The organism is Actinoplanes sp. 13 (assembly GCF_056134165.1).
The window spans coordinates 420,775-439,994 of the sequence record NZ_JBVYOQ010000004.1 but is presented as its reverse complement, the minus strand read 5'-3'; the positions used below and the strand labels follow the sequence as shown (position 1 = coordinate 439,994).

Below are 19,220 nucleotides of genomic sequence, written 5' to 3'. Positions count from 1 at the left end.
ACGGCGGCGCTACGGTCGGCGAACAGGACCGACTGGACGGAGAGTTCCGTGACGACGGCGGCGGGGCCCGATTCACCGGGACGCCGCCTGGCCACCTTTCTCCGCCTCGTCGTGCTGGCCGGCTTCGCCGTGGTGGCCTATCTGCTGCTGAGCGCGGGCGCGGCGCGCGCTGACGACGTGGTCCCGGGCGACGTGCTGCCGGGCGTCGAGGACGTCACCGACGCGGTGACGCCGGACCGCGCCGAGAAGCCGGCGGCGGATCGGCCGAGGACAGCGGAATCCCGCCCCGGAAAGCCGGCACGCCCCGAGCGGGTCACCGAGCCGCTCGGCCGGACGCTGGAACGCACCACCGAACCGGTCCGTAAGACGGTCGAGCGCACGACCAAGCCGGTCCGCGAAACTGTCGAACGCGCCACCGAACCGGTCCGCAAGACCGTCGAACGCACCACCGAACCGGTCCGCAAGACCGTCGAACACGTCACCGAGCCGGTCCGTGCGACCGTGGAGCCTGTCACGAAGCCGGCGCGTGCGGCGCTGGAGCGGGTCACCGCGCCGGTGAGGTCCGTCGTGAAGCCGGTCGCCGGCACGGTCACGCCGGCACTGCGCGAGCCGGTGGCCCGGGCCGTCCAGCCGATCGTCCGCACACCGGCCGGGCGACTGGTCGTCACCACTCCCCCGGCGAGCCAGGCGGTACTCCCGCCACCTGCCGCCGGTTCCTCGTCCCGCCCGGTGGTCGCTCCGCCCCGAGCCGCCGCTCCGCAACCGTTCGCCGCTCCTGAGGCCGCTTCACCGCCGGTCGCCGTTCCCAAGGCCGCTCCACCGCCGGTCGCCGTTCCCAAGGCCGCTCCACCGCGGGTCGCCGCCCTGCCCGGCCCAGCTGTCGCCGACCTGTCGGCCCGGCACGAGACCCTGCGCCCGCCCTGCGTGCGGCACACATCGACGACCCGGCATTCGAGCGCGACTGTCGTCACGCCGGTGAGCCCGGCCTCGCCGGCGCCCGCCCCGGCACATCTCGGACTTCGTACCCCCTGGGTCTCCACCGGTGCGGACACCGCGCCGCAGACCTGGGCGATCACCACCGCCGCGTGGCTTCCCGCTCCGGCCGCGGCCGGCACCGCGGACGACGATGCCACGAACCACCACGGGCGCTGCCCGGCCGGCGCGGCACCGCCCGGCTGATCCTTCCCGTCCCCTCCGGCGCCGCAGCGCGTCGGCGGGGCTCCGTGCCCTTGTCAGCTGCCGGACCGTCACCGTGACCACTCCGGGCGGGCCAGGCGGAGCGCACGCACCCGGGAAGGAAACCACCGTGATCCGCATCATGCTGATCGCCGACGACTGCCTGCTGAGGACCGCCCTCAGCAGTGCCCTGTCACACGAGCACGACCTGGAGGTCGTCGCCGGGCACACCGGCGCGCAAGTGACCCCGGAACTGGCCGGCACCGTCGACGCGGACGTCTTCGTGGTCGACCTGGACACCCTGAACGGCTCGGTGAGCGACGCCGTCGACATGCTTGCCGGGCAGCACCCGGACCGGCCGATCCTGGTGCTCACCACGGTCGCCGCCTCGGCGGCCCTGCGGCACGCGCTGGGCTGCCGGGTCCGCGCGTACGTGCGGAAGGACTGCCACTTCGACGACCTGGTCGACGCGGTACGGCGGGTGGCGGCCGGGGAGAGCTTCATCGAGCCGGCGATCGCCGCGTCGATGCTCACCGGGCGGCCCAGCCCGCTGACCCCGCGGGAGCGGGACGTGTTGCGGCTCGCCGCCGAGGGACTGTCCGGACGGGACATCGCGGCCGCGCTGTTCCTGACCGACGGGACGGTCCGGACCTATCTGTCGACCATCACGCAGAAACTGAACGCGCGCAGCCGGCTGGACGCCATCCGGATCGCCACCGAGGCGAACTGGTTGTGAGCCGCGGACGCACTCCGGCCCGGGACGAGAGTCCCGGGCCGGAGTGGTGGTGCGGTGGATCAGACGAAGTTCACGTCGCTGCACCACATGTACGCCTGGTCGGTGTGTGAAGCCTGCCAGATCACGAACACGATGTGGTGCCCGGTGTAGCCGGACGTCGAGATGTTCATCGAGATGTTCTGCGCCGGCGCGTACCGTCCGGTCTGCGTGATGAAGTCGAGGTTGCCCCAGCCGAGTCGCTGGGTGGCCGGGTTGAACCCCTGCTTGCTCACGTAGATGCGGAAGAAGTCAGCGCCGTGACTCGCCTGGTCGTACAGCTGGACGGTGAAGTTGCGACTGATGTTCGTCGTCTTCCACTGCCCGGGTGTGTTCAGGCTGTTGTTGCGGGCCAGACCGTTGCTGCACAGCTGCCCGTCGGGCGTCCGTGCCTGGTACTGCTGGCCGAGACCGTCCCGCAGCGCGCTCATCCAGTTCCACATGGTGTCGGTGTTGGCCTGCCATGCCTGGTAGCACATCGGGTCCTGCTGCTGCATGGACGGATCCATGTGCTTGCTGCCCCAGGTCTGCCAGCACTGATAGGCGCGGCTCGCCGGGTTGATGATGGTGCCGTGTGCCTGAGCGGTGCCGGGCCAGGCCAGCAGGCCGACCATCATGGTGAGCACCAGGACCAGCGCTCGGACGGGCCGGCGGGCGGCTGAGTCCAACCGCCGGCCGGAGGGGCCGGTCTGTCGTGTAAGCACTGTGCCTCCGTTCTCTGACGTCGGGGATCAGATGGGAGCGCTCCCAGTGCCAGCATCGCACTGAACCGTCTACATATCAATGTTTATCGATGATTACCGGAGTATGACAAAAACCGGCGGCCGGGCCGGACTTCAAGCCTGCCGCGCGTCTTGGCCGGTTGACCACTGTTTCTGGCAGCTGGTGGCGAATCGTCCATCCACCAAAAACTCAGCCCCTGTGTGTGAAGTTGGGGTTCGTTCCGAACCTGAACTTCACACACAGGGGCTGAGCGCAACGGCGGGCGAGGCCTAGGTAATGAGGGTTCCCCGGAGCAGGCTGCGGCCGGAGTGGGTGGCGTCCCCGTCGTGCGGTTCGTCGCTCACGTCGACCAGCCGGTACCGGCTCAGCTCGGTGCCGGGCGGCACCGGCAACGTCACCACCGCGGCGCCGGGCAGGCTGCCGACGGCGACCATCTTGGACGTGTCGTCCGGATCGATCAGCCACACCTCGTGGAAGCCGCCGGTCGACGGCAGGTTCCGCACCTCGATCCGGATCCGGCCGTCGGACAGCACCCGGGCGCTGCCCCCGGCGTCCGCCGGCACCGTGGGCAACGGCGCGAGCGTCGCCCGGGCCGTCACCTGCTCCGCCGGCGATCTCCCGGTGAACCGGCTGACCGCCACGGTGCCCGCCACCGCCAGCACCGCGGCCGCCGCAGCCGCCACCAACGGGGTCAGCAGGCGCCGCCGCCGGTTGCGGACAGCGTCGCGGGGACGCTGCGACGCCGATGCCGCCTCCCGGTGGACGGCGAGGTCGGCGACCGGCGCGGGCCGGGCGATGTCCGCCTCGATGGCCTGCCAGAGGTGTTCCGGCGGTGGCGGCAGGTCACGCAGGTCGCTTCCCGCACTGCCGAGGCCGGCAACGGTCCGCAGTGACTCGAGGTCGTGCCGGCAGCCGGCGCACGTCGTCAGATGAGTCGACTCGGCCGGGCCCTCCGGTTCCTCAGAGAGCGCGAGCAGTACCAGCCGATCGGGTTCCAGATGCTGCACCGTCCACCTCCCAACGACGTCGCAGGCTCGCCATTCCACGCCGGATATGGCTCTTGACCGTGCCCAGGGGCAGCCCGGTGGCGGCCGCTATCTGGGGATGCGTGAGGTCGTCGAAGAACGCCAGCTCCAGGGTGCGCCGCTGTTCCTCGGGCAGCCGGGCCAGCTCGTCGGCCACGACCAGCCGGTCCACGACCCGTTCCGGGGTCTCCCGCTCGTCGGCGGGGGCGGGCTGCGCGCGAACCGTCTCGGTCGCCCGGTCGTCGCGTGCCGCCGACCGCAGGCGGTCGACGGCCTTGCGCCGCGCGATCCCCAGCAGCCAGCCCAGCATCGTGCCGCGCTGCGGGTCGAACGTGTCGCGGCCGGCCCACGCCGCCACGAAGGTCATCTGGGTGACGTCCTCGGCGTCCGCCCGGTTGCCCAGCAGACGCTGGGCCAGATAGAGCACGGCGCCGCCGTGCCGGTCATAGGCCGTGCGCAGGGCTGTCTCGTCGCCGGCGCGCAATCGCTCGGCGAGCTCGTCGTCGGAGCTCATCGACCTCCTTCCCACCCGTGTGATCCGGTGACGCGACGGCCGGGACGGGTGGACGACTTCGCCGCCCGGCGCGGTGGCGGCCGGAACGGGTGGACGACGACGGCGTCCGGTGACGGCCGCCGTCGCTTTCCTCGGGTGGGAGCGCGTAGAGCGTACCGGCAAAAAGGTTGGAGCCGCCGCCGGTGCAGCGACCCGGACCGAACCGTCAGCCCCGCCCGGCGTCCGGCGCCGCGGCCGGCTCCGGCAGGGCCCGGCTGGTCCGCGCGACGTGGCCGATCCGCGACGTCAGCCCGCGCAGTGGGCCGGAGCTGCCGACACGTGCCGCCAGGCGCAGGGCCCGCACGCCGAGCCCGGTCCGGGGATAGAAGAGACCGGGCGTGCCCGGCGGCAATTTCTGCGCGTCCCGGACGACCGGGCGCATCCACTGCTCATAACCGGACAGCGCGGTGGTCAGGCCGCCGGGCCCGGCCTGACCGGCGAAGGCGGCCAGGACGTAGCCGCCGAGCAGGGCCAGCGAGGTTCCGCCGCCGCCCAGCGGCGTCACGCACCAGGCCGCGTCACCGGTGACGCAGACCCGGCCCCGAGACCACGACGGCATCATGATCTGGGTGAGGCGGTCGAGGTAGACGTCCGGGGAGGAACCGAAGCCGGCCAGCACCCGCTGGGCCTGCCAGCCCGCGTCGCCGAAGACCCGGCCCAGCTCGGCGCGGGCCTCGTCGAGCGGCAGATCGAGCAGATCGCGCTCCCGCGCGGTGAACGCCAGCGTCGCCCGGACCGTGCCCCGGTCGTCCGGCCGCAGCGTGATCTGCCGGCCGCCGGGCGCCGAGTACCACCGCCACCAGCGATCGTCGTCCGGTGTGCGGGCGATGGTCCCGTAAGCCATGGTCACGCCCAGCTCGCGCCGGGCGACACCGGATCCGAAGACCTGGTCGCGGGTCCGGGACCGGACACCTTCGGCGAGAATCAGCAGGTCGTGGTCGCCCGCGGCGCCGGAGCCCAGCTCGACCCGCACGCGCGAGGGGTGATCGGTGACCCGCTCGATCTGGTCGCCGTAACGCACGGTGACGCGATCGGAGAGCCGCTCCAGGATGATCCGGGCCAGGTCGCCGCGCAGGATCTCCAGCTCCGCGGTCGGGCCGTCCGGATCCTCCACCGGGAACCGGGCGATCACCCGGCCCCGGCCGTCGAGCACCGACGTGCCCTCCTCGGTGGTGCTCCGCCGGCGGACCTCGTCCTCGATCCCCATCCGGCTGAGAACCTCCCGTGCCGCGCCGCGCACGTCGACGTTCTGCCCGCCGTCGCGGAACGCGCTGTGGCGTTCCACGACCTCGACCTCCCAGCCGGCGCGATCGAGCCAGAAGGCGGCGCTGAGACCGGCGACGCCGGCTCCGGAGACGAGTACGCGGGGCGAGGTCATGGAGACAGTTCTACCGTGCAATCATTACATCGTCAAACTATTTGATGCTGGTAAGGTCTTGGCGGACAGCGGCGCGACACGGAGGGGACGGCGTGGCCGGCACACCAGGCGACATCACGGCACAGCGCGACCGGCTGCTCGCAGGACTCCGCGGCCACGGCATCGCCTTCGCCGAACTCGGCCGTCACTTCGGGACGCGGATGAACCTGCACACCACCGACGCCAGCGCCCTGGTGGAGATCCTCTCCGCCGAGGAACGCGGCGCCCCGCTCACCCAGGCCGCCCTCGCCCACCGCATCGGCCTGACCGCCGGCGCGACGTCCTCACTGCTGAACCGGCTGGAGAAGGCCGGACACGTGACCCGGGTCCGGGACAGCGCCGACCGCCGCCTGGTCACCCTGCGCGCGACCGAGGGCGTCGACGCGCTGCTGGGCGACTTCTTCGACCCCCTCGTCGCCCGCCTGGACGCGATGATGGCGGCATACCCGCCCGAGGCCCTGGCCCACGCCGAGCGCTTCATCACCGATTACGTCGCGACGATGAACGGCTACATCGAGGACCTCTCCAGCCCCTGAAGACCCTTCCGCCGCCGCTATCCGCCGGTCAGCAGGTCCTCGCGGGGCGGTGTCCACGGCGCCGGCAGACGCGGGCACTCGTCCCGGGACGGGCCGGCCTCGACCTCGGCGAGGCCGAGTCCCGGCTCCTGGTCGTACCGCAGGTCGCCGACCACCCACCCGTCGCCCTTCGGCACGGCCCACGGCGCCCGGGCGAACTGGAGCAGCGCCTCGACGGCGCAGTACTCCGCGGCGAGGGCCGGCAGGACGTCGGCGGCCATCGCCAGTTCGCCGTTCCAGGCGACCTCCGCGGTCGGCGCCTGCGCGACCGGCACGAGCGGGGCGGTGATGCCGGCGCCGCCGGACGGTGAGAGTCCCGCGCACCGGTCGGCCGCGATCCAGCCGGGTGCCAGCGAGTGGAACGCCCGGCGGACGACGTAGCCGTCCGCCGTCCGCTGCACGGCCAGGACCTCGCGGCAGACCGGATTGGCCGGCATCGGGGTCAGCACCGTGTCGAGGGTGCGTGCCGCCGGGAAGCGGTCTGCCAGCAGCGCTTCGAAGCGGCTCTCCGCGGTCCGGGACGTGACCGCGAACGTCGCGGTGAGCGCCAGCCAGACGGCGATGCCGCTGCCGAGCGCCACCCGGGCCGACGCGAACCGGCTGACCGCGGCGAGGCCGACGGTGAGCACCGTCAGCAGCGCCGCGAAGGACAGCGGCACGAAGCCGGTGAACCAGCTCAGGCCGAGCCCGGCCGCGAGCACCACCGCGATCAGGATCGGTCCGATGCGGCCGGGCAGCACGAACAGCAGGGCCGCCGCGCAGGCCCAGAGCAGCGGTTCGACGATGAAGACGGCGTCGCCGTAGTACCAGCGGTTGTCGACCGGCCAGAACGGGTGCACGCCGTAGCTGTTGGTGAAGTCGAGGCCGATGTGCAGCAGCGGCGCCAGCACCGACACCCCGGCGAGGAACCCCAGGTCCGCCGGTCCGGGCCGGATCTTCCGGTGTCGCCACCACAGTCGTACGGCCAGGAACAGCACCAGCGACAGGCCCAGCGCACCGATGACGGTGTGGGTGTGGCCGCGATGGTGCAGCAGGTAGTCGACCGTCGTGCCGGCCCAGCCGGTGTAGATCACGTCGGCGTCCGGAAGGTTCCCGCCGACCGCCATCACGGTGATGGCGACGGTGCGGCGGGCCCGGTCGCTGAGGACCGCCGACGGCGGGATGGACCGGTGGACGGCTTCACCGACCAGAATGCTGATCAGGGTGTGCGTCACATTGTCCATATCCGGTGATCTTAGGGGGCCTCACCCGGCGGGCGCGTCGTCCCAGCCTGCGATTTCCCGATCGATCTCCCGCTGGTCGGCGACCCGTTCCCGGTTGTCCAGCTCCGTCGAGCGCCGGTCGAGCAGGCGGTCCCGCTCGTCACCCCCGGCCTGCCGCCGGGCGGCGTACTCGTCACGCTCGTCGGCGGCTTCCGCGCGCCGGTCCAGATCATCGGTGCGCCGGCCGGCGGCGTCCTCACGGCGCTGCAGGCGGTCATCGCGATCGTCGTTCCACCGGCGCTGCGCCCGCGCCGATGCCGCCATCTCGGCGTCGATCTCACCCTGCTGGTCTGCGGCGGTCCGGGCGTCGTCGGTCATGGCTTCAACTGTGCACCCGGACGGCGTCGGGGTCGAGGAGGCTTGGCTAGGTCGATTCCTGGGCCGGCTCGTCCCGCAGGTACAGATACCAGTAGGAGGTGGCGACGAACACGACCGCCCCGACCAGGTTGCCGGCGAACGCCAGGAGCCAGTTCCGCACGGTGTCGTCCCAGCCGATCTCCGGCACGCCGGCGAAGATCGCGGCCGGCAGGAAGAACATGTTCGCGATCAGGTGGTCGAAGCCCATCGCGACGAACGCCATGATCGGGAAAAAGATGCCGAGGATCTTGCCGGAGATCTGGTCCGAGGCCATCGAGATCCACACCGCCAGGCACACCAGCCAGTTGCAGCCGACCGCGCGCAGGAAGATCTGCCAGTCGGTCTCGTGCAGGGCCTTGGCCTCGGCGATGACGGCCAGCCGTTCGTAGGCGAGGGCGCCCGGGCTGCCCGCCTCGCTGCCGAGGCCGCCGACGACGCCGGTCTGCACCGCGAGGAAGAAGGCGACGAACACCGCACCGGCCAGGTTGCCGACGAGCACCAGCGAGAAGTTGCGGAGCACGTCGCCCCAGGACAGCCGGCCCCGCATGGCGCTGATCGGCACCAGCAGCATGTTGCCGGTGAGCAGGTGGGATCCGGCGATCAGCACGAGCACCAGGCCGAGCGTGAACGCCGCCCCGGTGAACAGCGTCGGCAGGGTGCCCCAGATCTCCGGGTCGAGCCCGGCCGACACGGTGATGGCGACCAGGCCGCCGAAGGCGATGTAAGCGCCGGCGAGGAACGACCCCACCAGCGTCTTGTCCCAGCTCAGCTGGGCCTTCTTGACGCCGGTCGCCACGGCGGTGCGGGCGATCTCCGGCGGCTCCTTCGCAGCCATGAACTACTCCCAGCCTGCGGACGGCACTGTTGCCGGGCGATACCCGGCAACCGGGCGCATATTCCGGTCCGTTTTCGCACGCTCAGGCGGGCGCGGCCAGCGGCAGGCGGGCGAGCACCACGCCGGCGTCCGCGGCCAGGGTGCCGCCGAGCATCTCCGCGCGCTCGCGCATCGACGTCAGGCCGTACCCCGGCACCCACGGCTCGCCCGGCCCACCGTCGTCGCGCACCTCGATCAGCAGTGCGGCCGGGTCCTCGAGGCGCAGTGTCACGGCGGCGTGCCGGCCGCGCGAATGCCGGGCGGCGTTGGTCAGGGCCTCCACCACGATCCGGTACGCGGTCACCTCGACCGCGGCGCCCAGGTCCGGCAGCGGGCCGGTGACCTCGACCTCGACGGTCATCGGCCGGCCGTCGGCGCCGATCACGTGCCGGGCGTGCTGGCGGAGGGTCTGCTCCAGGCCGACCTGGTCCAGGCTCGGCGGTCGCAGGCCCTCGACGAGGCGGCGCACCTCGACGATCGCCTCACCGGCCTCGGCCCGCACACCGGTCAGCAGGTCGGCGGCCCGCTCCGGGTCCCGGCCGAGGATGTTGCGGGCGGCGTCCGAGGCATAGGCGAGACCGGTCAGCCGGGGCCCCAGCCCGTCGTGCAGGTCACGGCGCAGCCGCCGCCGTTCCTCCTCGATCGCCGCGACCACGGCCGCGCGCGAGGCCCGCAGCTCGGCCCGCAGCCGCCGGGCCTGCAACAGCTGGGCCAGCGCGGGAGCCAGCACCGCCACCACCTGTTCGTCGGTGCGCAACAGGGTGAGCTGACCGGGCCGTAGCCCGATCTCCAGATGCCCGGAGGGCGCCTGGCCGCCCTCGACCTGCGGTACCGCGGCGAGCGCCCGCCGGACCACCGGCTCGGCCGGCTGCCCGCTGACCGCTACCGGACGGCCCGCCTCATCCAGCAGGGCTGCGTACGGCAGCGCCAGCGACTCGCGCAGCGCCCGCAACGCCGGCACCGGGTCGTCGCCCAGCTGCTCCCCCACCCGCGAGGCGGCCTGGATCGGGTCGCTGCGTGCCCCGAACAGCAGCAGCTCGAGGACCCGGCGGAACAACCGGGCGAACGGGGCGTAGCCGATCGCGCAGGCCGCCGCCACGAGCCCGAGCGCACCGGGCGAGAACACGACCGGCCGGCCGGCGATCACCTCGATGACCGCCACCACCCCGGCGAAGACGCTGACCACCAGCAGCGCGGTGATCGCGTGGACACCGATCGACAAGGCCATCGCCCGCACGTCGCGGACCTCCGGCGTGGTCAGCCCGACGCAGACACAGATCACCAGCACGGCCCAGACGGCGAGGGACAGGGCGGCGGCGGGCCCCGGCGGGAGGACGAAGCTCGCCAGCGCGGCCAGCACCGGGCCGGGCACCGCCCCGAGCGCGAGCCACTGCAGCGCCCGCCGCTCGACGGCGCCGCCGTGCTCGTACCGCCACCACTGCACGGCCAGCACCAGCAGATAGGCCACCAGCACGCCGAGGTCGCCGGCCACGTACCGGGCCGGGTCGAGCACGGCGAGGCCGCCGGCCACGGCCACCACGGCTGGCGCCGCCCAGCCGAGCCCGGCCGGCGGCCGGTCGTCGGGATAGAGCACCAGCGCGACCGGGAACAGCACCAGCACGCTCAGCGCCCACAGCCGGTCCGGAGCGCCGCCGGGACCGGTCGCCAGGCGCAGCGTCAGCGCCAGCAGTCCGGCGGTCGCGGCAGCAAGGGACAACCCCAGCAGGCGTACGGGCTGCCGGCGCCGGACGAGCAAGGTCAGCGCCGCGCCGGCCAGCAGGACGGCAGCGGCGCCGAAGGTGATCCAGGTGGTCCACAGGTGCCGGGTCATCCGGCCGGTCCCCGCCCCAGGCCGCCGTCGCGGGCCCGCACGATCGCCGCCGACCGGTCGGTGACCTGCAGCTTGGTGAAGATCGACGACAGATGGTTGGCGACCGTCTTGGGTGCCATGCCGAGCGCGTCGGCGATCGCGGCGTTCCGCCGACCCCGCGCCACCAGCTCCAGCACGTCGCGTTCGCGCGGGGTGAGCCCGGGGAACGGGTCGGTGCGCCCGGTCATGTCGCGGGCGAAGACGCCCAGCACGCGGGCGGCGATGCCGGGCCCGAAGATCGCCTCGCCGGCCACCACGGCGCGCAGCGCGCGTTCGATCTCCTCCTGGGCGGCGCCCTTGAGCAGATAGCCGCGGGCGCCGGCCTGCATGGCGCCGAACACGACGTCGTCCTCCTCGGCCATCGACAGCACCAGCACGGCGGTGCCGGGGCAGGCCCGGACGATCCGGCGGGTGGCTTCGACGCCGTCGACGTGCGGCATCATCACGTCCATCACGACGACGTCCGGCCGGTTGAGCTGGACCTCGCGCACCGCCTGCGCACCGTCGGCCGCCTCACCGATCACGGCGAAGCCCCCGAACGACTCGATCAGCGCGCGCAGGCCACCACGAACCACCGGGTGGTCGTCGACGAGGACGACCGTGATCGGCCGGTCGGGCGGCGTCATCCGTCCATGATGGGGCTGTCCCCGTCGCCGGGCCAGGAATACCTTCCCGGGTGGGACCGGGAACTCTCCCGGGACCGTGGGCAGGCCGACCGATCCGCTCCGGGGTGTGCGGGCCGCAGGCTCGAGGTACCGGCGCCGGGCAAGCGGCGCCCCATCGATCCGGGGGCAACCATGCAGCTCACCAAGCTCAACAAGGCGGGACTGGTCATCGCGTTCGTGCTCGGCGTGATCGACGTGAGCGGCCCGTTCACGCTCGTGTCCGAGAACGGCCAGGACGGTCCGCCGTTCGCGATCCTGCTGATCGACGCCGTGCTCGGGCTGATCACCGTCGTGGCCGTCGTGCTCGCCTGGCGTACCGGCCGGCGCGGCGCCGTCCGCATCGCCGCCGGAGCCCGCATCGTCTCCATGATCACCGCGTTGCCGGCCTTCTTCGTCGACGTGCCCGCGGCCCTGCAGGTGACGGTCGCCGTGTTCGTGGTCGTCACCATCGCGTGCGTGGCGATGATGCTGACCCCGTCGCGTCAACCGGTCGCGGTCAGCGACTGAACCGCACAGCGAACCGTCCGCCACCCGGAGAGCCCCGGGTGACGGACGGTTTCAGCTGGTGCCGGTGCGGCCGGTCAGCGGGCCCGGTCCAGCAGACGCTGCCAGCGGCTGCGCGGACGGCGGGCCTCGGCGAGCTTGCGGCCGCCGATCACGCCGGTGGCGGTGACGGCCGCGAAGGCGAGCGCGGCGGCCGACGAGACGACCGGGCGGTTGCGCACCGTGCGGCCCGCCTGCGTGGTCGCCGAGGCGGCCGTCGCCCGGGTCCGGTGGAACGCCTGCTTGACCCGGGAGCCGTTCAGGTTGTCCTGGGTGGCTTCCACGTCGGCGCGCAGGGTGTCCGGGCCTGCGGCGATGTTGGGCCGGGCGCCGACCGTGCTGTCATAGGTGGTCATCGAAGGCCTCCTCGTTGTCACGATCATGTGTGCTCTGTCGACATGCCCGGCGCCCCGGTTCTCGACACATCGGGCTCCACAGTGTCGCGTTGATCACCTTTCGCCCGGCCGGTCGTGGGGTGGCGCGCCGCCGCAGTCGTGGTAGTGTTGCCCTCGTTGCAGTTTTGATTTCCGTAGACGTTTTTGGCGCCTGATGGGTCATCACAACCATTCAGGCGCTTTTCGTTTGTCGTGTCGGTTCCGGCGCGGGTCATCAACGCGGCGGCGTCAGAGTCCGCACAGTGCGGTCTCGAAACAGCTCGCAAGGAGCAGACACATGGTTACAGGCACCGTGAAGTGGTTCAACGCGGACAAGGGCTTCGGCTTCATCAGCCAGGACGACGGCGGCGCCGACGTCTTCGCCCACTTCTCGGCCATCGCGTCGAGCGGCTTCCGCAGCCTCGAGGAGAACCAGCGGGTGGAGTTCGACATCACCCAGGGCCAGAAGGGCCTGCAGGCGGAGAACATCCGCCCGCTCTGATCTTCTCAGCTCGGTGAGCGGCTTTTAGCTCGATGAGCAGCTTCGCAAGACGGCGGTCCGACTGATTCAGCGGGCCGCCGTTCGGCGTTTCCGGGCACTGCCCGGCCTCGACGGCCCGTCCGGCTTTCCGCCTGGCGGGCCGTCGTTCACTGTCTGAACCGCGGGTCAGCCCCGCGCCGGCCCCGGACGGTACGCCGTCCGGGTGGTCCGCCGGACCGGCCGGCGCCGCGGTCCGGCGGCCGGCCCCGTCACCGCCGGCTGGGCGGCCTCGAGGTCGTCCGGCATCATCCGCCTCTCCCGCCCGCGGGCGTGTGTGTGAAGTTCGGGCGCGTACCGCGCCCAAACTTCACACACGACCGATGCGACGCGCCCGGTGCGGCGTCAGCGGCCTGTCATGGTCAGCGCCGCGTCCACGATCGACGCCGTGTCGATGCCGTGCAGCCGGTAGGCGTCGGCCAGGCTCGACGACTGGCCGAACGCGGTCACCCCGAGGCAGCGGATCCGGTCGCCGCGGGCCGCGGCCAGGAACGCCAGAGTGTGCGGATGACCGTCGTGGACGGTGACCAGCGGCGCGGCGTGCCCGGCGGGGAACAGCTCGGCGAGGATGTCGCCGCCCGCACCGGCGTCCCGGCTGCCGCGTTGCTGGAACGACCGGAACACCAGGTCGGGGCTGGTCAGGCAAACGACACCGGCGTTGACGCCGTGCGCGGCCAGAGACCGGGCGGCGGCGATCACCTCCGGCATGATCGCGCCGGCCCCGACCAGCGTGACGTCCTCCTCCCCCGGCGCGTGGGCGGCGGGCAGCCGGTACCCGCCGGCCACCGCCTGCCGGCGCCGGCGCTCCCGCAGTGCCGGGTCGTCGGGCACCCCCGCGAGTTGCGGGTCGATCGGCCGGGTGGAGAGCCGGAAGTACGCCGACGTGCCGCCCTCGACCCCGACCCGGCTCATCGCGTGCAGGAAACACCACTCCAGATCCTGCGGGAACGCCGGCTCCCAGGCGACACATCCCGGTTGTTCCAGCCCGATCGACGGCGTCGTGATCGACTGGTGGGCGCCGCCCTCGGGCGCCAGGGTCACGCCGGACGGGGTGCCGACCAGGATCGACTGGCCGCCCGCGTAGATGCCGTACGACCAGGGCTCCAGGGCGCGGGAGACGAACGGGTCGTACAGCGTCGCGATGGGGATCAGCCGCTCGCCCCACCGCGACCAGGTCGCGCCCAGCTCACCGAGCAGCGACACCAGGTTGACCTCGGCGATGCCCAGCTCGATGTGCTGGCCGCTGCTGTTCTCCTGCCAGCGCAGCACCCGTTCGGTGTCGTCGGCGAACCAGTCGCGCCGGTCCCGCGCCGACCAGACGCCGGTCTTGTTGATCCAGCCGCCCAGGTTGGTGGAGGACGCGACGTCCGGCGAGCAGGTGACCACCCGCGCGGCCGCGGCCGGGGCGTCCCGGGGCAGGTCGGCCAGCAGCCGGCCGAGGGCGGCCTGGGTGCTGATCGGCTTGCGGTAGGCGTGGCCGAGCTGGGCCGGCACCGGGACCGCTGACGTCGGCGCGACCGGGGCACGGCGCAGCGCGCGCCCGCGGTCGGCGCACAGCCGCCCGGCCGCGCTGTCGGCGGCGAACCGTTGCCACGGCGCGCCGCGGTCCGTTCCGGAGGACTCCGCCAGGGCGTCCATCTGCGCCGCGGACAGCAGGGCGGAGTGGTTGTTGGGGTGTCCCTCGGTCGGCAGGCCGCGGCCCTTGACGGTGTAGGCGAACACCACGGTCGGGCGGTGCGGGTCGACGGTGCGGAACGTGTCGACGAGAAGGCCGAGGTCGTGGCCGCCCAGGTCGCGCACGGCGGCGGCCAGCTCGGCGGGGTCGATCTCGTCGAGCAGCGCCTTGAGGTCGGCGGCGCCCGGCAGGGTCTCGCTGCCGGCCAGGATGCGCTCGGCGGTCTGTGCCGGGCCGGCCCGGAGCATCCGCTGGTACTCCTCGTTCGGCATCGCCTCGAGCCGGGCCCGCAGCGTCTGCCCGCCGGGCCGGTCGAACAGCCGCGAGATGATCCGCCCCCATTTGAGGACGACGACCTGCCAGCCGGCGGCGGCGAACATGCCCTGCAGCTTGGCGATCTGGATGTCCGGAACGACCCGGTCCAGGGACTGCCGGTTCAGGTCGACGACCCAGAGCAGCTCGCCCATCCCGGCGACGGCCGGGTCCATCACCGCCTCCCAGATGGCGCCCTCGTCGAGTTCGGCGTCGCCGAGCAGGCTGACGAAACGGCCACCGGCGGGTGTGCCGGGAAACTGCGAGACCAGATAGCGGTGCGCCATCGCCGCCCACAGCGCGGCCGTCGCGCCGATGCCGACCGACCCGGTGGAGAAGTCGACGGTGCCGGGGTCCTTCAGGCGCGACGGGTAGGACTGCAGGCCACCCTTGGCGCGCAGCATCGGCAGGTACGCCTCGTCGAGGTCGCCGAGCAGGTAGTTGACGGCGTGCAGCACCGGTGAGGCGTGCGGCTTCACCGACACCCGGTCCCGGGCGGTCAGCTCGGCGAACCAGAGGGCGACCATGATGTCGACCATCGACGCGCTGGAGGCCTGGTGACCGCCGACCTTCACCCCGGAGTCGTTGGGCCGGCCGGCGTTGGCGGCGTCGACGATCGACGCCGACAGCCACAGCACCCGGCGGGCGATCTCGCGGAGCACCTCGACGTCAGGGGACGGTGTGGTCATGAAGGTCTCCCGGTCGCGGCGGTGCGGTGGTGGCCGCCCGAGCTTAACGGGTGCTCAGGAGACCGTGACAGTGATGGTGTGCAGGCCGCTGGCGCCGTCCGGGTAGGGGGTGGCGCGCCGCTCGGTCTGCACGGCGCCGGTGCGGTCGGTGGCGCGGACGGCGAGGGAGTGTGGCCCCGGCGCCGCCGTCCAGGTGTGCCGCCACTGCACCCACGTGTCCACGGAGGGCACCGGCAACAGCTCGGCCTCGGTCCACGCGCCGCCGTCGACGCTGACCTCGACCGCACCGATGCCCCGGCCCTGCGCCCAGGCCACCCCGGCGACGGTGACCGGACCGGCACCGATCCGGGCGAACGGTTTCGGCCGGTCGATGCGGGAAGCCGTCTTGATGACGCCGCGGGCGGCCCAGCCGCGTTCCACCCAGTAGGCGTCGACGTCGGCGAAGGTGGTGACCCGCAGCTCGGTGAGCCACTTGCAGGCGCCGGCGTAGCCGTAGAGGCCGGGGGTGAGCATCCGGACCGGGAAGCCGTTGGCAGGCGGCAGCGGTTCGCCGTCGAGACCCACGGCCAGCATCGCGTCCCGGCCGTCGAGCAGCAGGTCGAGCGGGGTTCCGATGGTCATGCCGTCGGCGGAGCGGGCGAGCAACTGGTCGGCGCCGGCTCGCAGGCCGGCCTCGCGCAGCAGAGGCGCCAGGGGTACGCCGAGCCAGCGCCCGGTTCCGGCGTAGGGTCCGCCGACCTCGTTGGAGACGCAGTTGAGGGTGATGACGCGTTCCATCAGCGGCCGGTCGAGCAGGTCGGCGAAGCTCAGCCGCAGCTCCCGGTCGACCATGCCGTGCACCCGCAGCCGCCACGTGCCGATGTCCAGGCGGGGGACGGTGAGGGCGGTGTCGACCCGGTAGAAGTTCCCGGCTCCGGTGAGGAAGCCGGGCCCGGCGCCGGCGGGCAGCGGCGGGCCGGGGTCGGCGGCGGCCGGGAGGCGCAGTGCCGCCCGGTCCCGCGCCGCCGTGCCGGCCCGGTTGCGGCGCACCCCCTGCGCGCCGGCACCGGCGACGACCGCGCCGCCGGCGACCAGCGCGGCCGAGCGCAGGAACGCGCGCCGGTCGAAATCGCGCACCGGGCCGGCGCCGCCGTCCGGTGCCGCGGTGGCGCGGCGCAGCAGCCACCACAGGGCGAGCCCGGCGGTAGCAGCGCCGGCCAGCGACGGGACGGCGTCGAAGGGTGTCGCGGCGGGACGGGAGAGAGCGGCGACGGCACCGGCGGCGCCGAACAGGCCGGCACCGGCCGCGACGAGGAGCGGGCGCCGCCGGCCCAGCACACCGGTGACAGCTGTCGTCACGAGCACCACCAGCACGATGGTGGCCAGCAGCACCGGCTTGTCGGCGGTGCCGAGCTCGCGTACCGCCCAGGTCTTGATCGCAGCCGGGGTCCCGTCGATCACCGCGCCCCCGACGGCGGCCAGCGGTCCCGCGCCGGGCCGGGTCGCGGCCGCGAGCAGTTCCGCGGCTGCGACGCCGAAGCCGGCGGCGAGGATCCCGGCGGCCGCGCCCACCATGGTGTGTCGCATCGAAACGACCTCCGAGCGATCGGCGCCGGGTCAGCTCTGCGGCATCAGGACGGTGTCGACGATGTAGACGACGGCGTTGGCGGTCTGCACATTGCCGCAGATCACCGCGGACCCGCCGTCGACCGTGAAGTCCGTGCCGCCGCCGCTGACGGTGACGTCGGCGCCCTGCAGGGTCTTGTGCATCCCTGCGAGGTCGGCGGGGGTGAGCTTGCCGGGCACGACGTGGTAGGTCAGGACGTCGGTCAGCGTCTTCTTGTCGGCGAGGACCTTGTTCAGGTCGGCCTCCGGAATCTTGCCGAAGGCGTCGTTGGTGGGCGCGAAGACGGTGACCGCCTCGGCGGTGTTCAGCGAGTCGACGAGGCCGGCCTTCTTGACCGCGGTGACAAGGGTGGACAACAGCGGGTTGCCGGAGGCGGCGGTGGCGACCGGGACCTGCGCCATGGCCTGGAAGCTGCCCTTGTCGGCCGGGTCGGCCGGCACGGCGGCGCAGCCCGGCCCGAAGTTGGTCATGTCCATGGCCATCGACGGGCCGGCGCTCGGCGCCGCGGTGGTCATGGCCGGCGCGGCGGAACCCGCGGCGCTGTCCTCGGCGTTGTCACCGCAGGCGGCCAGCGAGGCGGTCAACAGGGTCGCGGCGGTCAGGGCGGAAAGCTTGATAGCACGCATTTGGTTCGTTCCTCCGTTATCGGGTTTTCACCGTCGATTCGGAACGAACCCGGGGCCGGATGGGTGCCGTGTCAAACTTTCTCGCCGACGCCGACCAGTCGCTGCAGGTCGCCGGAGAGCGAGGTCAGGTGGGCCGCGGTCTGCCTGGTCTGCACCGCGCTGACCTCGCTCTCCCGGGTCACCCGGCTGGTGTCCGAGGCGGCCACCGACACCTGCTCGACCGCGCTGGTCTGCTGCTTGGTGGAGAGCTCGATCTCCCGGGTGGCGTCGGTCGCGGTGAGCACCAGCTGGGCGATCCGCTGGAACGAGGTGGTCGCGTCGTCGAAGCGCCGGACACCGGTGTCGACCGCGTCGGCCCCTGCCTCGGTGGCCCGCACCGTGGTGCTGACCGCGCCGCGCACGTCCTCGATCAACGCCCGGATCTCCTTGGCCGAGTCTGCGGTCCGATCGGCCAGCTTGCGGATCTCGTCGGCCACCACCGCGAACCGCCGGCCCCACTCGCCGGCGCCGGAGGCCTCGATCGTCGCGTTGATGGCCAGGATGTTCGTCTGCTCGGCAAGCTCGGACACCAGGCCGGCCACGCCGCCGATCTGCTGCGACCGATCGTCCAGGGCCATCATGTGCCGGACGATCTGGTCGACCTGGGCGCGGATCGCGGCGATCGACTGCCGGCTCTCGTCGATCGTGGCGTCGCCGGTGCGCGCCGCCGTGGCGGTGTCCTCGGCGATCTTCGACACCCGGTGGGCGTTCTCGGCGATCTGCCGGGACGTGATGAGCAGTTCGCTGATCGTCGTGGTGATCTCGCTCATCGCGCCGGCCTGGTCTCGGCCGCCGTTGGCCTGCTGCTCAGCGGTCGCCTCCAGCTGCGCCGACGCGCTCCGGATCTGCCCGATCGCGGTGCCCACCTCCCGGCGCAGTCCCCGGTTCAGCCGCACCGCGATCACCGCCGCTGAGACGACGACCAGGCCGCACAGCACGCACACCACGATGATGGCCCGGGACGCAGTCCGCGAGGACGCCTTCCGGGCGTCGTCCAGGTCGGCGCGCACCTGGACGACGAGGGCGGCGATGGCGTCCTGCAGCGCCCGTCGGGCCGGCGCGACCCGGGATGCGTTGAGCTGGGAGATGTCGCGCAGGTCGGTGATCGTCCGGCGCCGCTGCACGGTCGGGTCCAGCACCGCTGTGTACGCGTTCTCGGCCTCGAGCACCCGGTTCAGCCGTTCCTGGGTCACCGGCTCGCGGATCAAGGTGCGCAGGTCGGCGGCCTCGGCCAGGAACTGCTCGCGGTCCCGGGCGAGGGCGCTGAGATTGTCCGCCGAGCCGGTCAGCAGATAGGCCCGGTACGTGCCGATCCGCTGCTCGGCGTGCGTGCTCAGCTGCTGGCTGTGGGACAGCAGGCGGTCGGCCGAAGCGATCACCGCGTCCTTGTTCGTGGTCACCGTGGCCAGCGCGCCGACGCAGGCCAAGCCCATCAGCACGGTCAGGCCGACGGTGAGCGCGAAGCCGCCGATCAGTCTGGTGCTGAACGTGCTGTTCCTGACCATTTTCACTGTCGCTCCCACAGGGAGATGCCGTGCGGGCCGAGGTC

At 72.8% G+C, this 19,220-nt stretch carries 19 protein-coding genes; 5 read left to right on the top strand and 14 right to left on the bottom strand.

The features are described 5' to 3' along the window. Nucleotides 1-48 precede the first annotated feature (48 nt). Together AC0NH5_RS12350 and AC0NH5_RS12345 are read left to right on the top strand one after the other, a co-directional pair. Complete coding sequence (locus tag AC0NH5_RS12350; RefSeq protein WP_474402863.1) at nt 49-1,179, top strand: hypothetical protein; 1,131 nt, start codon at nt 49-51, stop codon at nt 1,177-1,179. 127 nt (nt 1,180-1,306) lie between these two features. Next, nucleotides 1,307-1,912, top strand: a complete 606-nt coding sequence (locus tag AC0NH5_RS12345; protein ID WP_474402861.1) for a LuxR C-terminal-related transcriptional regulator — start codon at nt 1,307-1,309, stop codon at nt 1,910-1,912. Between the two features lie 59 nt (nt 1,913-1,971). Here the strand turns inward: AC0NH5_RS12345 and AC0NH5_RS12340 are convergent, their stop codons facing one another. The 4 genes from AC0NH5_RS12340 to AC0NH5_RS12325 all read right to left on the bottom strand — a co-directional run bounded on the left by AC0NH5_RS12340 (nt 1,972) and on the right by AC0NH5_RS12325 (nt 5,627). Further along, on the bottom strand, nt 1,972-2,652 hold the full coding sequence (locus tag AC0NH5_RS12340; protein ID WP_474402859.1) for a lytic polysaccharide monooxygenase auxiliary activity family 9 protein: 681 nt from the start codon (nt 2,650-2,652) through the stop codon (nt 1,972-1,974). 288 nt (nt 2,653-2,940) lie between these two features. After that, nucleotides 2,941-3,678, bottom strand: a complete 738-nt coding sequence (locus tag AC0NH5_RS12335; RefSeq protein WP_474402857.1) for an anti-sigma factor — start codon at nt 3,676-3,678, stop codon at nt 2,941-2,943. After that, nucleotides 3,632-4,210 carry an RNA polymerase sigma factor gene (locus AC0NH5_RS12330; RefSeq protein WP_474402855.1) on the bottom strand — a complete coding sequence of 193 codons (579 nt, stop codon included), beginning with the start codon at nt 4,208-4,210 and terminating at the stop codon, nt 3,632-3,634. Before AC0NH5_RS12330 ends, AC0NH5_RS12335 begins: the two co-directional genes overlap by 47 nt. Nucleotides 4,211-4,415: 205 nt before the next feature. Further along, nucleotides 4,416-5,627 (bottom strand): FAD-dependent monooxygenase, encoded by a 1,212-nt coding sequence (locus tag AC0NH5_RS12325; protein ID WP_474402853.1) that lies wholly within the window; start codon nt 5,625-5,627, stop codon nt 4,416-4,418. Nucleotides 5,628-5,719: 92 nt separating this feature from the next. On the opposite strand from AC0NH5_RS12325, the gene AC0NH5_RS12320 reads away from it, so the two are divergent. Beyond that, entirely contained in the window at nt 5,720-6,202 is a 483-nt protein-coding gene (locus AC0NH5_RS12320; protein ID WP_474402850.1) for a MarR family winged helix-turn-helix transcriptional regulator, read from the top strand. Nucleotides 6,203-6,219: 17 nt separating this feature from the next. Here AC0NH5_RS12320 and AC0NH5_RS12315 read toward each other — a convergent pair whose 3' ends face one another. The 5 genes from AC0NH5_RS12315 to AC0NH5_RS12295 form a co-directional block, all read right to left on the bottom strand. Continuing rightward, nucleotides 6,220-7,464 carry a metal-dependent hydrolase gene (locus AC0NH5_RS12315; RefSeq protein WP_474402848.1) on the bottom strand — a complete coding sequence of 415 codons (1,245 nt, stop codon included), beginning with the start codon at nt 7,462-7,464 and terminating at the stop codon, nt 6,220-6,222. A gap of 21 nt (nt 7,465-7,485) precedes the next feature. Continuing rightward, nucleotides 7,486-7,821, bottom strand: coding sequence for a hypothetical protein (locus AC0NH5_RS12310; RefSeq protein WP_474402846.1), 336 nt, complete (start codon nt 7,819-7,821; stop codon nt 7,486-7,488). A gap of 46 nt (nt 7,822-7,867) precedes the next feature. After that, a complete protein-coding gene (locus AC0NH5_RS12305) occupies nt 7,868-8,695 on the bottom strand; it encodes a formate/nitrite transporter family protein (protein ID WP_474402844.1) in 828 nt (275 codons plus the stop codon). A gap of 82 nt (nt 8,696-8,777) precedes the next feature. Beyond that, nucleotides 8,778-10,565, bottom strand: a complete 1,788-nt coding sequence (locus AC0NH5_RS12300; protein WP_474402843.1) for a sensor histidine kinase — start codon at nt 10,563-10,565, stop codon at nt 8,778-8,780. Beyond that, nucleotides 10,562-11,230, bottom strand: coding sequence for a response regulator (locus tag AC0NH5_RS12295; protein WP_474402841.1), 669 nt, complete (start codon nt 11,228-11,230; stop codon nt 10,562-10,564). Before AC0NH5_RS12295 ends, AC0NH5_RS12300 begins: the two co-directional genes overlap by 4 nt. Before the next feature lie 171 nt (nt 11,231-11,401). Between AC0NH5_RS12295 and AC0NH5_RS12290 the strand changes: the two genes are divergently transcribed. After that, the gene (locus AC0NH5_RS12290) at nt 11,402-11,776 is read left to right on the top strand and encodes a hypothetical protein (RefSeq protein WP_474402839.1); all 375 of its coding nucleotides are present in this window, start codon (nt 11,402-11,404) and stop codon (nt 11,774-11,776) included. Between the two features lie 74 nt (nt 11,777-11,850). On the opposite strand, the gene AC0NH5_RS12285 is transcribed toward AC0NH5_RS12290, so the two are convergent. After that, nucleotides 11,851-12,168 carry a hypothetical protein gene (locus AC0NH5_RS12285; protein WP_474402837.1) on the bottom strand — a complete coding sequence of 106 codons (318 nt, stop codon included), beginning with the start codon at nt 12,166-12,168 and terminating at the stop codon, nt 11,851-11,853. Nucleotides 12,169-12,484: 316 nt separating this feature from the next. Between AC0NH5_RS12285 and AC0NH5_RS12280 the strand changes: the two genes are divergently transcribed. Further along, a complete protein-coding gene (locus AC0NH5_RS12280; protein ID WP_474402835.1) occupies nt 12,485-12,688 on the top strand; it encodes a cold-shock protein in 204 nt (67 codons plus the stop codon). 381 nt (nt 12,689-13,069) lie between these two features. Here the strand turns inward: AC0NH5_RS12280 and AC0NH5_RS12275 are convergent, their stop codons facing one another. From AC0NH5_RS12275 to AC0NH5_RS12260, 4 genes are all read right to left on the bottom strand, one after another. Continuing rightward, nucleotides 13,070-15,400 carry a transketolase-like TK C-terminal-containing protein gene (locus AC0NH5_RS12275; RefSeq protein ID WP_474402833.1) on the bottom strand — a complete coding sequence of 777 codons (2,331 nt, stop codon included), beginning with the start codon at nt 15,398-15,400 and terminating at the stop codon, nt 13,070-13,072. Nucleotides 15,401-15,454: 54 nt separating this feature from the next. Next, a complete protein-coding gene (locus AC0NH5_RS12270) occupies nt 15,455-16,966 on the bottom strand; it encodes a molybdopterin-dependent oxidoreductase (RefSeq protein WP_474402832.1) in 1,512 nt (503 codons plus the stop codon). A gap of 30 nt (nt 16,967-16,996) precedes the next feature. Continuing rightward, complete coding sequence (locus AC0NH5_RS12265) at nt 16,997-17,632, bottom strand: fasciclin domain-containing protein (RefSeq protein WP_474402830.1); 636 nt, start codon at nt 17,630-17,632, stop codon at nt 16,997-16,999. Nucleotides 17,633-17,703: 71 nt separating this feature from the next. After that, nucleotides 17,704-19,176, bottom strand: a complete 1,473-nt coding sequence (locus AC0NH5_RS12260; RefSeq protein WP_474402959.1) for a methyl-accepting chemotaxis protein — start codon at nt 19,174-19,176, stop codon at nt 17,704-17,706. Nucleotides 19,177-19,220 lie beyond the last annotated feature (44 nt).